The sequence below is a fragment of the Priestia sp. FW507-14D1A genome, from assembly GCF_058781295.1.
The window spans coordinates 49013-64619 of the sequence record NZ_JBYSWQ010000011.1 but is presented as its reverse complement, the minus strand read 5'-3'; the positions used below and the strand labels follow the sequence as shown (position 1 = coordinate 64619).

Genomic DNA, 15607 nt, shown 5'->3' with positions numbered 1-15607 from the left:
TAAAAAATAAAAATTAACGTTGACGTTTGTCGCTTTGTTCAGTTTTCAAAGTTCAACCGCCGCTCTTAAGCGACTTTATCATCTTATCAAGTTTTCAACGTAATGTCAACAACTTTTTAAAATTCTTTTTTTAGCTTCGTTTTTAACGGTATGTCTCAACGACGCTTTATAATAATAAAATATATTTTAACTAAAGTCAACGGTTTTTAAAGAAAAAATTAAAAACTATTATTTATAGACTTGAACAATGACTACTGTACCGTATTATAGTAAATATTATAGGCAAAAGCCAGCTGTAACTTTGCCTTCTTTGTTCCTGCGCTTTTACATATTCTTTTTTATTATTCTTATAGAAGAAACTAAAAAAGAGCTGTCCATTAGACAGCCCTTTCTTATTTCCCTTTAAAACTAGGTCTTCTCTTCTCAGCAAATGCTTGAAGCGCCTCTAAACGATCTTCTGTCGGAATAGTTAACTCATATGCTTTTCGTTCAATTTGCAAACCAGTCTGCAAATCGGCCTTCATTCCTTCTTTGATAGCAAATTTTGCTTGCTGAAGCGCAATTGGCCCATTTTTCAATAAAAGAGAGATAAAAATATCTATTGTTTCTTCTATTTCATATCCGGGAGCCACCTTCGTTACTAGACCACATTCTTTCGCTTCTGATGCTGAGAGACGCTGAGCTGTTAAAATTAGTTCCATTGCTTTTGCTTCCCCAACTAACCGAGGGAGACGCTGTGTTCCTCCTGCGCCTGGTATAATCGCTAAGCTTGTTTCCGTTAAACCCATAAGCGCTTCGGTTGAAGCAACCCGGAAATCACATGCTAAAGCCAGCTCCATTCCTCCTCCAAATGCATATCCATTGATGATTGCTATCGTTGGCTGAGGAAGCTGCTCTATCTTCGAAAACACTTCTCCTATTTTGTAAATATTGCGCTTTACCTCTTGATCAGAAAGGGTTTTACGTTCTTTTAAATCGGCCCCTACACTAAAAGACTTTTCACCTGCCCCTTTAAACGTCACAACTCGAATATCTTTTTGAGTACGAATTCCTTCAATTACTTCTTCCAATTCTTTAAGCATATCGTAATTAAAAGCATTCATTGCTTCCGGACGGTTCAGTATCACATGGGCGACGTGTCCCTTCATTTCATAAGAAATAGATGACATCCTTTCACCACCTCCAACTTGGAATCGCTTTCATTTTATCGCTCCTGGGATACTTGTTGCTTTAGTGCACGCCGTAAAATTTTTCCCGTTGTATTTTTAGGAAGTTCTTTTAAAAATTCAATTTCACTTGGCACTTTATATTTAGCAAGGTGCTCTTTGCAGTAGGCAATAAGCTTCTCTTCCGTTATCTCTTGATTATTGCAAACCACGTAACACTTCACACATTCACCTAAGGAAGGATCAGGGACTCCGATAACAGCCACTTCTACAATATCCCGATGCGCATATAGCACTTCTTCTACTTCGCGAGGATAAACATTATATCCTCCTACAATAATTAAATCTTTTTTACGGTCAACGATATAAAAATAACCTTCCTTATCCATTCTTGCTAAGTCACCTGTATACAGCCAACCATCTCGGAGAGCATATTCCGTGTCTTCAGGAAGCTTGTAATACCCTTTCATCACGTTAGGGCCTTTGACGATAAGTTCGCCGACTTGTCCTACTTCTACTTCTTCTCCTAGTTCGTTTACCACTTTATTTTCAACATTCATAATAGATGTGCCTATAGAACCGGCTTTTCTCTCTCGGTCAATCGGATTGAAACACGTCACAGGAGAGGCCTCAGATAATCCATACCCTTCTGCTACCATTACCCCAAACTTACGTTCAAAACTGGTTAGAAGTGCCACCGGCATTGATGCCCCCCCTGATATACAAAGCCTTACCGTGTGAAAGTGCTCTTTTTGCCCTTTGTCATGCTGAAGTAAGAAATTATACATTGTGGGAACGCCGGCAAAAATAGTCGCTTGTCGATTTTGAATTAATTCAAATATAGAAGATGGACTGAATTTTGGTTCAATTAATATCGTTCCTCCATTCATTAAAGGCGCATTCAATGAAACAGTTAAACAAAATACGTGAAACATCGGCAAAGCAGCTACGACTCGGTCATTCCCATTTATACTTAAATAATCTGCTACGTCTTGAGCATTTGAATAAATATTTTTATGTGTAAGCATAGCTCCTTTTGGTTTTCCAGTTGTTCCCGACGTATACAGAATGAGGGCCACATCTTCTTCTTTTAACTCCAGAAAATCATATGTAGCTTCCCCTCTGTTTACAACTTGCGAAAACGTGTGAAAATAAGAAGGTATGTTTTCTACTGTATCTGTCGTTTCACACAAGATAACGTGTTCCAAAAATGGAGCGTGTCCAATGATTTTCTTTAAAATAGGGAGAAGTAAATCAACCGCAATAACTGCTTTTACATCCCCATCCTGAAGCATGTAGCTAATTTCATCCGCTGTGTAAATAGGATTAATGGGTATAACAGTAGCTCCTACTCGAAGAGCACCGTACAATCCAATAACAAAATGAGGCGAGTTGCCGACAATCAAAGCGATATGATCTCCTTTTTTTACACCTAATTGCTTCAGACCATTAGCAAACTTAGATACCGATGCATCAAGATTTGCATAAGATGTTTCCTGGTCCATAAAAACATATGCCGATTTTTGTGGAAATTGCTCAGCTGTTTTATGAAGCTGTGCTGACAAATTCATCTCATAACTTCCTCCTTTTAATAACGAATGAATGAATACCCATTCATTATTAAGTCATAATAATGTAAAAATTCTTACTTCTTCTATTCTATTATAATGTTACTGCTGTTCTATTGACAAGACTCATCTGTTTAAAAAGAAAAAAAGCCTGATATAGCAGACTTTTTTCTTAATAGATTAATTCAACAAACTCTTCTTTTGTAATATTACCAAAATAATGTGGAATATCGATGTCTTCTAAGGCTTGTTCAATAGAAGCTTTTTCATAACGAACACCTGTTAATTTTCCCTGCACTTCCTGGACATCCCCCACTCCAAAGAAATCTCCGTAAATGGTGCAAGCATCGATTTTCCCTTTATTCACTTCTAAACGAACGTCAATTTGTCCCACAGGAAAGCGGTGAGAGTGCTGTAAGTTAAATTTAGGTGATTTTCCATAGTTCCAATCCCATGACTGATAGCGCTCTTTAGAAATTTGATGAATCGTTTCCCAATCTTTTTCCGTTAGTTTATATTCTGTTATATTTTCTTCTCCGTCAAAGATATATCGAAGCAGCATTTCTCTAAACTCTTCCACCGTTACTTTCTGTTCTAAAAATTCGCTGATATTTGCTACTCTATTTCGAATAGACTTAATGCCTTTGGATTCAATTTTATCTTTTTTTACTCTTAACGCTGATACGACGTTTTCAATCTCTGAATCAAAAAGAAGAGTTCCATGGCTGAACATTCTCCCTTTCGTTGAAAACTGAGCATTTCCAGAAATTTTCCGTCCTTCAGCCATTAAATCATTTCGTCCGCTTAGCTCAGCATTAACTCCTAATTTCTTTAACGCTTCCACGACCGGCTCGGTAAACTTTTTAAAATTATGAAAGCTATTTCCATCGTCTTTCGTAATAAAGCTGAAGTTTAAATTTCCTTTATCATGATAAACGGCACCGCCTCCAGACAGACGTCTCACTACATGAATTTGCTGATCTTCAACATATTTTGTATTAATCTCCTCAATGGTGTTCTGGTTTTTCCCAATAATAATAGAAGGTTCATTAATATAAAACAGCAGATATGTCTCATTAATGTCTAGATGCTTAAGCGCATACTCTTCAATTGCTAAGTTAATTCGGGGATCATAGTTTTTTTGATTATCAATAAATAACATTCATTTTCCTCCTTGTTATTCCCATACATATCCTGATTCAGCTAACGTAAGCGTACCTCTATAACGAGCAGCGGCTTCCTCTACTAGCTGTTGATGTTCTCCATAGTGCGGAAGGTGAGTAAGCATGAGGTGTTTGACACTTGCTTTTGAAGCAAGTGTACCGGCTTCTGTACTTGTCATGTGTCCAGTGCCTCTTCCATCCTGATTGGCATAAAAATTACATTCACAAATAAGAAGATCTGCTTCTTCTGAGAAGGAAACAAACTCTTCTAAATAACTAGAGTCCGCTGTGTACACGACAGTTTGATTTCCGGCGCTTATTCTCATGGCATAACAAACGACTGGATGTTTCGTTTTCATAAATTCGATGGTAAAAGGCCCAACTTCAAGTTTTTGACTCGGATCATACTCTACCCCTTTAGTAATTCCTTTATGAGTAAGTTTGTTGAAGCTTTCCTGATCATATGTATGTCCATAAATAGAAAGTTCCTTAACAGCGTTTCCTAGATGAGTCTGAATGAGGCGTGCATATTGAAACACTCCGACATCAGCCACGTGATCATGATGATAATGATGATAATGAGATAAAATCATAGCATCTATTTCTTCTGGCTTTGCATATTTTTGCAGCTGAGCCAATGCACCGCTTCCGCAATCAACAAGCAGCTTAAAACCATCGTGCTCCAATAAATAGCTAGAAGTAGCTTCTGAAACCGCAGGATATCCTCCCCAAAAACCAATAACAGTTACTTTCATTTCAATCACCCTTTCGTACTATTTTTATTACGTTCAGTATACCCTACTTTTTTTTGAAAACTAACTGAAAGGCACTTGTTTCGGTCATTTTATCGAAATAACTCATTGTTATATAACAAATAACCACTTAGAATAGCAAAATAGGCTAAATTGTTATAAAACATAATTGACATTTTACCATCTGTTATAATACAATGTTAGTAACAAAAACAACGGAGGGGATTTAAAATGTTAGAAAAAATGACTGAATTTTTCAAAAGATTGCCTAATAAAAAGTGCGTAGAATGTGGAAACGACATCGAGGAACAGCATGAGTGCTACGGAAATAAATGCGATCACTGTCTAGATATTATGAAATAAAAAAAGCTGAAACTGTTTTATAACAGTTTCAGCTTTTTTTATACGGTTAAACTGCGATACTCATTTGGCGTAATGCCTTCTACTTTTTTAAACACTTTTCGAAAATATTTATCATCATGATATCCAATCATATTCGCAATTTCATAGATTTTTAGTTCTTCATTTAGTAAAAGTGATTTGGCTTTATTCATTCTGACTTTCACCATATAATCTGAAATATTTTCTTGAAATTCTTGCTTAAACTTTCTCGAAATGTATTCACGACTTAGATAGAAACGTTCCGATATTTCTTGAAGCTTCACATCTCGATGAAAATTTTGCTGCAAATATTGTTCGATTTCATAAATAACGTCCCGATTGTTTTGCTTGCTATACCTTTTTACTACTTTTAAAAAACGCTTTACTTCACGCTTCTTTCTCTCTACATACTTTGCTAGCTGAAACTGCCCATCTTGGTTATAGAAAAAAGAAAGAACATATTCAGGACTGTTATTTATCGTATAAGGAATGTGATATCTTTTTAACCAATGCTGGCTTAACAGCTGATATTCCTGCTCAAAATGCAGAATTTGCTTTAACGAGAGATAATTTTGCGCTTCAAAAGCTGTGATAATTTCGTTGAATACCGGCAAAAAGGCTTCAAACTTCCCGACTTGCAGCGCTTCTTCAATTTTACTGTTATAGTCCATCATATTTATTAATAAAGCACTTGCTAAAACGTCTTGCTCGCCGTAGACCTTCACTTTATTTTGATCAAGAACATTGCTTAATAAAAGCGAATTTTTCGCATCTTCATAGGATTTCATTAGCTGATCAATAGAAGAAACTTTGCACCCTCTTGCAATCCGACAGCTCACGTCTAACGTACGGCGAATGGCTGTATGTAAAGTCGTCAGTAAAGAGGTTATGCGTTCAAAATCATTCCAAAATATAATGATAATTTCCCACTTATTTGATAAATAACGGAAGGCTACCCCATTTTCTTCTTCCATCAGCATTTCATTGATTACATTTAAAATTGAAAAATAGGCTAAATCCCGGTCACCGCCAAAAGAACGAATGATAGATTCATCTACACGTACAATCCCCACTTCATATTCTCTAGTCAAATGGAAACCAAACTCTTCATAGATTGATTGATTTAGCAAATAATTGTTCATTAACTGCGTCAGTTTTCGATCTCGATAAATCGGCTTCATTTCATTGATTAAACGATAGCTGCTATTATGGACTTTTCTGGACTCTTCTTCTTTCTTCCATTGGGTTACAGCTCGTACAAGCGTATCGTTTAAAATCGAAGGATCCACTGGCTTTAGAATGTAATCCGTACTTCCAAAATGAATAGCTTTACGCATATAGTGGTAGTCATCATACCCTGTTACCACAATCGTTTTGCTAGAAGGTGAATTCTCTTTAATCCACTCCAACAAAGCAATTCCATCGATATTAGGCATCTTCATATCAGTAAAAATGATTTCCGGTCCATGATCCTCGATAAGCGCAATCGCTTGCTCACCGCTATCAGCTTCTATCACATCTGTAATTTCATGCTCTTCCCACTGTCCAAGCAGCTTTATTCCTTCTCTTACATGCTCTTCATCATCCACGATTAATACTTTCATCACTATCCCTCTTTTCTTCAATTGTTGTTAGCTTTATGACAACGGTAAAATCGTGATTTTCTTGACTGCTAATTTGCATTGAAGCATGATCTCCATAGTAGATGCGAAGTCGTTCATAAATGTTTTGCAAGCCAATATGCTCATCTGTTTGATTATACGATTGCTGAAGTCTCATTTTTAATTGATTCAACTCTTGTTGCCCTATCCCTTTTCCGTTATCAGAAACAGTTAGAATCAGTTCTTCACCGCTCAACTCAGCTGAAATCAACAGCTTTCCGCTTCCTATGCGGGTTTCAAATCCATGCTTAAAAGAATTCTCAACAAGAGGCTGCAAAATCATTTTCGGTATTCGCATAAGCTCTGCCTCTTTTTCGATATTTAACTCATACTCAAACTTTGAACCAAACCGCTGCTTTTGCAGACTTAAGAAAGCTTTTACGTGATCGACTTCTTGCTTTAAGCTAACGATATCCTCTTTCATATTCATGCTGTAACGCATAATGTGGGAAAGTGAGGTTAATAAAGAATATACTTCAACTGCTTTATGCTTAAGAGCAAGAGTTCCAATCGATTGAAATGCGTTGTATAAAAAATGCGGATTAATTTGTGACTGCAGCACTTTTAGCTGCGTTGATTTATTTTCTAATTCCAATCGAAATTTACGTTCAATCAAGTCATTAATTGTTTCTACCATAGAGGTAAAATGCCTTCCTAAAACACCAAATTCATCGTTTCCAAGCGACTTAAACCGCACCTCAAATGATCCTTTTTCCACTTCTTTCATATTGCGAATCAATACGTTAATCGGCTGTGTAAAACGTACTGATATAAAAAGGGTAGCGATAACGAGCATACACAAAAATGGTAGGCCAATTAATACATTCATAAGTGCTGTCTTTCTTGCATCCTCATATAAAACACTGTAAGGAATTCGTTTCACAATGTACAAGTCCTCAAAGGGCTGTTTAAGCTTTTCATACATTAATACGCCTGAGAAGCTTTTATCTTCCCATTCCATGCTATGGTCTTTTTGAGAAGTAAGCACCTTCACCCACGCGTAGTTTTCATTTTTTCCAATAACCTTTGAATCAGAGGAATACAAAACCTTCCCTTTATTGTTCATTAAATAAAAATCTTCTGACTCTTCATTATATAGACGCTGCGATATAGATTGAATTTGTGTCATATTAATGTCTAAAGATAGATAAGCTAACAACTTGTCTGATGGAATCTCATCAATCCGCTGATGAAAGCTAATCACTTGATTCGGCAGTGAATCAATTAACGTTGATAAATTATTGTAGCTATAAATTTCATGGGTAGGCTCAATCACAAGAAATTTATGATTTTTATTTAAATAAGAATAGTAAGGCTGAGTGTAAATATCATCGTACTTCCCTCTGCTGCTCACTTTCGAATTGTAAGCTGTATATGAGTCATGCCCGTTTTCAATGTAAAGATGGAGCTGTTCAATCTCTGGACGAGTATTATATAAATAAAGAAGAGTTCGTGATATTTCCAGTTGATTGGCTCCTAAGTCACTTGATACACCTTCATCTAACACCTTAATAAATGGGTGATAGCCGTACAGCCTTTTTGTAATATTAGCAATTTCATTTAAGTAATCGCTCAAATCATTGCTTCCGTTTTTAATAACTTGATAGTTGGTAGAAATAAATCGATTCTTAACCGTTTCTTTGGTGTACTGATACGTAAAAATCGTTGAAATTAAAAATGGAATAACCGTTGCGAATAAGAAAAACAAAATTAATTTCTTGCGTATGCTCCAGCCTTTCACAAATAACCTCCTTTGACTAATGTCATACATTATGACTATTATTATACATTAAAAGCGCTTTCAATTGACTATTATTTTTTCATAGCTATGAATCTAACCAGCTATTTTTTCACATCAAAAAGTCCGCGTTTTCCACGCGGACTTTTTGTTTATTTTTTCATTTTTGCCCAAATTGTATCTAATTTCTTCATAAACTCTTCTTCCGTCATTTGCTTGCCTGCGTAAGACTGCATTGCTGCGCCCACTTCTTGAACCGTTCCTTCCGGATACTTAAACCAGTTCCAAGATAATGTTTTACCTTCTTCAGAATATTTTAAGATATCATCAGATAAAGAATCGATTCCTTTTCCATCGATGTTTTTGAACGCTGGAATGAACTTGAACTTTTCAACTAAGAATTTTTGACCCTCTTTAGAAGAAACCATCCAATTTAAGAATTCCTTTGCTGCTTTTTTATCTGCATCTGGCGCATTTTTGTTCACTACCCAGTTATTTGGAACTCCGATTGCTAATTTATCATTTTTCTTTGCATCGTTGCTGATTGGCATTGGAATAAAGCCCATTTTCATGTCCGGATTAATTTTGGTAATCATATTTACCGTCCAGTTACCTTGTTGCATCATTGCTGTTTCACCAGAAGCAAACTGAGTAACTTGTGTATTGTAGTCTGTCGTTAGTGGATTTTTATTTCCATACTTTAACGTTAAGTCGAACAGATTCATAAATTGCTTAAACGTTTCATTGCCTTCAAATTTTGCTTTTCCTTCGTTTAGACCTTTAATAAACGCATCTGGATCGTCTTGCTGTGCCATTGGAATATTAAATAAGTGGTTACCTAGCACCCACCACTCGCCGTATCCATTAGAAAATGGCGTAATTCCTTTTGCTTTAAGCTTCTTAGAAGCTGCTTCTAATTCGGACAGCGTTTTAGGTAATTCTTTAACGCCTGCTTTTTCAAATAAATCTTTATTATAAATAAAACCATAACCTTCTAAGTTTAGCGGCTGACCATAAATTTTCCCGTCCATTGTCATCGGTTCTTTGGCGATATCATACAGATTATCTACCCACGGCTGATCAGATAAATCTTCCAATTTATCCTTCCACGTTTGCGCTTCTTGGAACCCTCCATTGTTAAAGATATCAGGTTCATTTCCAGAGGCAAACTGTGCTTTTAATGCTGCACCATAGTCCGCGCCTCCGCCGACTGTTTGGATGTTAAACTTTACGTTTGGATGTTCTTTTGTATATTCATCCGTTAATTCTTTCAGCTGATCTGCAATTTCCACTTTGAACTGGAACATATCAATAACAACTTGATCACCTGAGCCTGTTGATTTACTTGCTTTTGAATCCGTACCTGAGTTTGAACATGCTGTCGCAAATAAAAGTGATGTTGCTAACACGCCAGACATTATTGAAAGCCTTTTCATTTTCATTCGTTTTGCCCCCCTTGATATCTATCTCTCTTTATTTTACCGATTCTAGGACATTTGAACAGGTAACAATATTGAACAACCGAGTGGAAAATATTGAACACCCCCTTCAGCACCCTTCGACAGGTCTCTCTTCTTCTGCAAAAATTTCTATAAATTTTTTGTCTGTTTTATTCCACCTAATAACATTTATAGACAAAATTATGTTAATATGTAGAGTGATAGATTCATAAGAAAATTTATGAATTTTTTTAACTTGTATAAACAAAGTGAAGGGGTTTACATGAAAACTAAAAAGCGCAAAAAAACACATGTCTCATTTCGAATTAACTGGCTGTTTATTGTGGTTTTCCTGCTTTTTTCTGCACTCATTTTACGATTAGGCTTCGTACAGATCGTGTACGGAGAGAACTATAAACGAGAAGTTGAAAAAACAGAAGATGAAACGGTAGATTCACCGGTTCCTCGCGGAAAGATGCTAGACCGCTATGACCGTGTTATCGTGGATAATAAACCGTTGAACGCTGTCACGTACACGCGTTTGAAAGGCGTCACTCAAGAAGACAAGCTAAAAGTAGCTAAAAAGCTTGCCACTCTTATTGATGTTCCTGTTACAACAGATGTGTTTGGCAAATCGGATAAAAAGAAAGATAAAAATACGATTAAGCTAACAGAACGCGACTTAAAAGATTACTGGATTGCAACTCATCCAAAAGCAGCTGCACAAAAAATTACCGCAGCGGATAAGCAAAAAGTAAAAGAAGGTCAACTTTCTGAAGATGATTTATATCCTCTTCAGCTAAAGCGCATCACAAAAAATGAACTTTTATCGGTGAAAGATGACCTTGAAGTGATTGCCATTAAAAGCAAGATGGAAGGCGGCTACGCGTTAACTGCTCAAATTATTAAAAGCGGCTTAACCGATAAAGAGCTTGCCGTTATTAGTGAACAATTAGGGAACTTGCCAGGCGTTGATACAACAACTTACTGGGACCGTATGTATACATACGACGACTTACTTAGCACGCTGCTTGGTAAAATCACATCAGCTGATGAAGGATTGCCAAGCGAAAACTTACAGTACTACTTGTCACACGGCTACAGCCGTAATGACCGAGTAGGAAAAAGTTATTTAGAAAAACAGTACGAAGACGTTCTTCGCGGTCAAAAAGCTCGCGTGCAAAACGTAACGGACCGCTCGGGCAACTTAGTTAGTCAGGAGACCGTTACAGAAGGTCAGCGAGGCAGTGACTTAATTTTAACAATTGATATGGAGCTGCAAAAGCAAGTCGAAGATGCTTTAACAAAAGCTGTCACTTCTGGAGACAGAGGAACACGATTAATGGATCGAGCGTTTGCTATTATGATGGACCCTCACACGGGAGACATTTTAGCGATGGGCGGAAAACAGCTTGTTACTGATAAGCAAACCGGAGCACGTAAAGTACAAGACTTTGCTCTTGGTAACATGACAACTTCTTATGAAGTAGGGTCCGCAGTTAAAGGAGCGACCGTTCTAGCAGGACTTGATTCAGGGGCTATTCAGCCCGGTACGGTTTTTTACGATGCGCCGATGAAGTTTGCTGGAGGAACAATTAAAAAATCGTCTCACCCAATTGGAGCAACAGGTATTCAAAAAGCTTTGGAACAATCATCAAACGTGTTCATGTACCGCACGGTTATGAGCATGGCTGGTGAAACGTACCGCCCTGGCGGTAAACTGAACATTCCACCGTCTATCTTTAACAAGCTGCGCTCATACTATAGCCAGTTTGGTCTTGGAATTTCAACGGGCATCGAATTAGAAAACGAATCAACGGGTATTCGTAATACCGTAACAAACGAACCAGGTAAAGCACTGGATTTTGGTATTGGACAGTATGATACGTACACACCGCTTCAGCTTGTTCAGTACATCTCAACGATTGCTAACGGTGGATATCGCATGAAACCGCACTTAGTAAAAGAAATCCGCGAGCCTGAGCTTGATAGCGAGCTAAAAGGAAGTATTCAAAGTTCTGTTGAACCGGAAGTGTTAAATCGTATTACGATGAGCCAATCAGAAATTGAAATTGTTAAACAAGGTTTCCGTCGCGTAGTCACAAATGGAACTGGTAGAGCTCTAGGAAACGGAACAGCATATGCAAAATACAACATTGCTGGTAAATCAGGTACAGCTGAAACCTTCAACAAAGGCGTAAGCGTACGTAACTCTACATTCGTTTCATACGCGCCTTATGATAACCCGGAAGTAGCAGTAGCGGTTGTTATCCCTTCTGCTTATGTAGCCGGAACTTCGAATTCATTAAGCAAACAAGTTACTGGTGAAGTTATTAAAGCTTACTTCGACCTTAAGAAACAAGGCGAAAAAGAAGTAGAGCAAAAAGAAGAAGATGCAAAAACAGGAAATACAGAATTAAACGGCGTAAAAAAAGATGATAATGAACAATAAAAAAGGTCTCGTCATGAGACCTTTTTTGTTTTTTCTATGAAAAAAGCCCATCTCACTGAGACAGACCGCGTAAAAAGTATAGTTCAATTAATTCAGCAATTTTTTCTTCTGAAAGCGGCTCATGCCGTTTTTCCCAATCATAGACGAGTGCAATGTACATTTTAAATAATAAAAAAGCTGTGAGCTCCGGGTTGCACGGTTTGATTTCTTTTTTAGAAATCGCAATTTCGATTTTGTTTTTTATATAAGTCAAAATCTCTTCTTCTACTCGCACCAGCACTTCTTGCACTGCTGTAGTGCCTAACTGCTGTTCCTGTACCAGCTTCAGCATGAGCTGATGCTCGGTGCGGAATTCTAAGATTCGAAAAATAGCTGCTTGGGCATTTTCAAAAAAAGGACGGTTGCTATCAATGACAGTTTCAGCTGCATCTGTCATTTCTCGAATCATTCGTGTAACAATTTCATCGAATAACTCTTCTTTGTTTTTAAAAAAAGTATAAATCGTTCCTTTTCCCACATTTGCAAGCTTCGCCACTTGCTCCATAGTCGTTGCTTTATATCCAAACAGCGCAAATGATTTTGACGCTGCATCAACAACTGATTGCTTTCGGTCTATCGCCACGTTATCCCCTTCTTTCTGACCGAATGAATATTTCGGTCAACAAGTACGGTTTTACTATAGCACAAGTTTCTTTTGCTTTTCAACCACAATCTCTTCTCTTAGTATAACCTTTCTCTACAGGTAGTAGACAAAAAAGCGGAGCATTGATTCACCGCTCCACTTCTACAGTTGCTGCACATATTTAACCGCTTTTTTAGCCACATCTTCTCCTTGCTCTACACATTCCGGTATACCCAGACCTTCGTATGAGCTTCCCGCTACATAAAGACCGGCAAGCTCTTTTTCAAGCTGTTCGTTCATCGTATCTAGCATATCGTGATGTCCGACCGTATACTGAGGCATTGACTGCTTCCATCTCGTTACCGCGTAGAATTCGGGCTCAGCAGAAATGGTGATGAGCTTCTTCAAATCCTCCAGGACAATTTTAAAAATTTCATCGTCAGGCTGATCCACTACAGCTTCATCCCCGGTTCGTCCAACCAAACATCTCAGCAGCACTTTTCCTTCCGGAACCGCATGCGGCCACTTTTTATTTAGCCATGTACACGCCGTAATCGTGTAATCGCTATTTCTTGAAACGGCGATGTTCATTGCATCTAGATTGTCTTGCAGCGCTTCTTGTGCAAAGGCTATCACAACAGTAGCTACTGAAGTGGAAGGCATATGCTTCAACGGTTCGAATATTTTATATTCCGAAAGCATAGACTGAGCAGCTGCATGAGGAGAAGTTACAATAACGCTGTCTGCTTTTATGACTTTCCCGCTATTTAACGACAATTCATATGCGGTATCTTCTTTATAAATTTTCTCTACTTTTATTCCTTTTGTAATAATATCAGGATCTATTGCTTTTTCTACCCCATCTACTAGCGATTGAAGACCTTCTTTTAATGTTAAAAAGACACTATTTTTTTTGAACTCCGAATCATCACCGTGCTGTGGGTGAATTTCTTTTAGCTTTTTCATTCCAACAATTAAGCTTCTGTACTTATGTTCAGCATGCAGAAACTGTGGAAATGTTGATCGTAAACTCAAGCGATCAACGTCTCCTGCGTAAATTCCTGATAATAGAGGCTCAATTAAATTTTCAACAACTTCATCACCAAACCGTCTTCTAAAAAACACGCCTAGCGAACGGTCATCCTGATTTTTTGTCTTCGGTATAAAAAAATCAGCTGCTGCGCGCAGCTTGCCAACAGGTGAAAATAACCCTGTTGTGATAAAAGGAGATAACTTGGTTGGTATCCCCATTACAGCACCATCAGGCAGCGCATGCGGTGTATCTTTTACTAGAATATAGGATTTTCCTTTTTCATTTCCGACTAGCTCCCTGCCTAGCCCTACTTCTTTTGCCAGTTTTGTAGCAGCTAGCTTACGCGCTAAAAATGAATCCGGACCTTTTTCAAATAAATACCCGTCTCGTTTTACCGTTTGAATTTTTCCACCAAGCCGATGCGTCGCTTCTATTAGTTGAAGGTCAATTGGCAGCTGATGATCCTTTATTCTTTTTTGCAAATAATAGGCAGCTGAAAGACCTGTTATTCCTCCACCGATGATGACAACCTTTTTTCGTCTATCCGTCATGTTATCATCGCCTTTTCTGTAAAATTCAATATAAAGAGAAGCGATTATGGAAATCCATAGCTCGCTTCTTACTTTTCTCTATATTGATTATAAGTTACTTTTCATCCCTGTTCAACGTACAAAGAATCTATATTGACTTAACGGGCAATCTGTTTTAACACAACTGTAGCCAACCCATCGATAAATTCAGGCTGTGCATTGGGCATTTCGGGGCGGTAATAATCAGCCCCAATTTCATCTGTCACCACTTTGCATTCATAGTCGTTATCATAAAGTACTTCTAAGTGGTCTGCGATAAATCCAACCGGAGTATACACGAACGATGTATAGCCTTTTTCTTCGTGCAATTCTCTTGTTAAATCTTGTACGTCCGGACCAATCCATGGTTCTGGCGTATTTCCGGCACTTTGCCAGCCAATTTCATAATGTTCAATACCAGCTGCTTGTGCAATTAAATCCGCTGTTTCTTGAAGCTGATTTGGATATGGATCTCCTGCTGCAATAATTTTTTCCGGCAAGCTATGCGCAGAAACAATCAACACGGCTTTTTGGCGTTTCTTTTCGTCTATTAAATCAAACGTTTGTTTAACACGTGTAGCCCAGTACTGAATGAACTTTGGCTCACTGTACCAGCTTTCTACTGAATGAATGATTGGTCCTCCTAATTTTTCAGCCGTTTCTTTGGCGCGCCCATTATAGGATTTTACGCTAAACGTTGAAAAGTGAGGTGCAAGCACAATGCTCACCGCTTCTTTAATCCCGTCTTTATGCATCGCTTCTACTGCATCTTCAACGAACGGTTCAATATGCTTTAAGCCAAGATACGCTTTAAATTCAATTTCGTCCTGTACTTCATTCAAGCGCTTTTCCAGACTTTCCATTTGCTGTTGCGTAATTTTTGCAAGAGGTGAAATGCCCCCGATTGCTTCGTAGCGGTTTTGTAAATCTTCTAAGGCTTCCGGTGACGGTTTACGTCCGCGGCGGATATGTGTATAGTAACGTTCAATATCTTCTTCTTTATATGGCGTTCCATATGCCATTACAAGTAATCCCATTACTTTTTTACTCATGTGTTCGACAC

The 15607-nt window shown here is 37.8% G+C and carries 12 protein-coding genes; 2 read left to right on the top strand and 10 right to left on the bottom strand.

What is annotated here, in order from left to right:
* Nucleotides 1-392 precede the first annotated feature (392 nt).
* The 4 genes from AC3WJG_RS24420 to AC3WJG_RS24405 all read right to left on the bottom strand — a co-directional run bounded on the left by AC3WJG_RS24420 (nucleotide 393) and on the right by AC3WJG_RS24405 (nucleotide 4652).
* Nucleotides 393-1169, bottom strand: coding sequence for an enoyl-CoA hydratase-related protein (locus AC3WJG_RS24420; protein ID WP_028410294.1), 777 nt, complete (start codon nucleotides 1167-1169; stop codon nucleotides 393-395).
* 35 nt (nucleotides 1170-1204) lie between these two features.
* Nucleotides 1205-2737 carry a fatty acid--CoA ligase family protein gene (locus AC3WJG_RS24415; protein WP_028410293.1) on the bottom strand — a complete coding sequence of 511 codons (1533 nt, stop codon included), beginning with the start codon at nucleotides 2735-2737 and terminating at the stop codon, nucleotides 1205-1207.
* A gap of 169 nt (nucleotides 2738-2906) precedes the next feature.
* Nucleotides 2907-3896 carry a lipoate--protein ligase gene (gene lplA / locus AC3WJG_RS24410; RefSeq protein ID WP_028410292.1) on the bottom strand — a complete coding sequence of 330 codons (990 nt, stop codon included), beginning with the start codon at nucleotides 3894-3896 and terminating at the stop codon, nucleotides 2907-2909.
* A gap of 15 nt (nucleotides 3897-3911) precedes the next feature.
* Nucleotides 3912-4652 carry an MBL fold metallo-hydrolase gene (locus tag AC3WJG_RS24405; protein ID WP_492588694.1) on the bottom strand — a complete coding sequence of 247 codons (741 nt, stop codon included), beginning with the start codon at nucleotides 4650-4652 and terminating at the stop codon, nucleotides 3912-3914.
* Between the two features lie 228 nt (nucleotides 4653-4880).
* On the opposite strand from AC3WJG_RS24405, the gene yhfH reads away from it, so the two are divergent.
* Complete coding sequence (gene yhfH / locus AC3WJG_RS24400; RefSeq protein ID WP_013055337.1) at nucleotides 4881-5012, top strand: protein YhfH; 132 nt, start codon at nucleotides 4881-4883, stop codon at nucleotides 5010-5012.
* Between the two features lie 38 nt (nucleotides 5013-5050).
* Here yhfH and AC3WJG_RS24395 read toward each other — a convergent pair whose 3' ends face one another.
* The 3 genes from AC3WJG_RS24395 to AC3WJG_RS24385 all read right to left on the bottom strand — a co-directional run bounded on the left by AC3WJG_RS24395 (nucleotide 5051) and on the right by AC3WJG_RS24385 (nucleotide 9871).
* Entirely contained in the window at nucleotides 5051-6634 is a 1584-nt protein-coding gene (locus AC3WJG_RS24395; protein ID WP_102813512.1) for a response regulator, read from the bottom strand.
* Entirely contained in the window at nucleotides 6612-8432 is a 1821-nt protein-coding gene (locus AC3WJG_RS24390; RefSeq protein WP_337134631.1) for a cache domain-containing sensor histidine kinase, read from the bottom strand. Before AC3WJG_RS24390 ends, AC3WJG_RS24395 begins: the two co-directional genes overlap by 23 nt.
* 149 nt (nucleotides 8433-8581) lie before the next feature.
* Nucleotides 8582-9871 (bottom strand): ABC transporter substrate-binding protein, encoded by a 1290-nt coding sequence (locus AC3WJG_RS24385; RefSeq protein ID WP_028410288.1) that lies wholly within the window; start codon nucleotides 9869-9871, stop codon nucleotides 8582-8584.
* 280 nt (nucleotides 9872-10151) lie between these two features.
* Here AC3WJG_RS24385 and AC3WJG_RS24380 point away from each other — a divergent pair, with 280 nt between their 5' ends.
* Nucleotides 10152-12320 (top strand): peptidoglycan D,D-transpeptidase FtsI family protein, encoded by a 2169-nt coding sequence (locus AC3WJG_RS24380; RefSeq protein ID WP_060745410.1) that lies wholly within the window; start codon nucleotides 10152-10154, stop codon nucleotides 12318-12320.
* A gap of 52 nt (nucleotides 12321-12372) precedes the next feature.
* Here AC3WJG_RS24380 and AC3WJG_RS24375 read toward each other — a convergent pair whose 3' ends face one another.
* The 3 genes from AC3WJG_RS24375 to hemH all read right to left on the bottom strand — a co-directional run bounded on the left by AC3WJG_RS24375 (nucleotide 12373) and on the right by hemH (nucleotide 15596).
* Nucleotides 12373-12942, bottom strand: a complete 570-nt coding sequence (locus AC3WJG_RS24375; protein WP_013081690.1) for a TetR/AcrR family transcriptional regulator — start codon at nucleotides 12940-12942, stop codon at nucleotides 12373-12375.
* Between the two features lie 162 nt (nucleotides 12943-13104).
* Nucleotides 13105-14526: a protoporphyrinogen oxidase gene (hemY, locus tag AC3WJG_RS24370; protein WP_492588692.1), complete on the bottom strand. Its 1422-nt coding sequence runs from the start codon at nucleotides 14524-14526 to the stop codon at nucleotides 13105-13107.
* A gap of 137 nt (nucleotides 14527-14663) precedes the next feature.
* A complete protein-coding gene (gene hemH, locus AC3WJG_RS24365; protein WP_028410285.1) occupies nucleotides 14664-15596 on the bottom strand; it encodes a ferrochelatase in 933 nt (310 codons plus the stop codon).
* Nucleotides 15597-15607 lie beyond the last annotated feature (11 nt).

Excerpts from the sequence above, each read along its gene's own strand:
- AC3WJG_RS24420 (WP_028410294.1), bottom strand. The coding sequence starts at position 1,169 with ATGTCATCTATTTCTTATGAAATGAAGGGACACGTCGCCCATGTGATA.
- AC3WJG_RS24415 (WP_028410293.1), bottom strand. The coding sequence starts at position 2,737 with ATGAATTTGTCAGCACAGCTTCATAAAACAGCTGAGCAATTTCCACAA.
- lplA (WP_028410292.1), bottom strand. The coding sequence starts at position 3,896 with ATGTTATTTATTGATAATCAAAAAAACTATGATCCCCGAATTAACTTA.
- AC3WJG_RS24405 (WP_492588694.1), bottom strand. The coding sequence starts at position 4,652 with ATGAAAGTAACTGTTATTGGTTTTTGGGGAGGATATCCTGCGGTTTCA.
- yhfH (WP_013055337.1), top strand. The coding sequence starts at position 4,881 with ATGTTAGAAAAAATGACTGAATTTTTCAAAAGATTGCCTAATAAAAAG.
- AC3WJG_RS24395 (WP_102813512.1), bottom strand. The coding sequence starts at position 6,634 with ATGAAAGTATTAATCGTGGATGATGAAGAGCATGTAAGAGAAGGAATA.
- AC3WJG_RS24385 (WP_028410288.1), bottom strand. The coding sequence starts at position 9,871 with ATGAAAATGAAAAGGCTTTCAATAATGTCTGGCGTGTTAGCAACATCA.
- AC3WJG_RS24380 (WP_060745410.1), top strand. The coding sequence starts at position 10,152 with ATGAAAACTAAAAAGCGCAAAAAAACACATGTCTCATTTCGAATTAAC.
- hemY (WP_492588692.1), bottom strand. The coding sequence starts at position 14,526 with ATGACGGATAGACGAAAAAAGGTTGTCATCATCGGTGGAGGAATAACA.
- hemH (WP_028410285.1), bottom strand. The coding sequence starts at position 15,596 with ATGAGTAAAAAAGTAATGGGATTACTTGTAATGGCATATGGAACGCCA.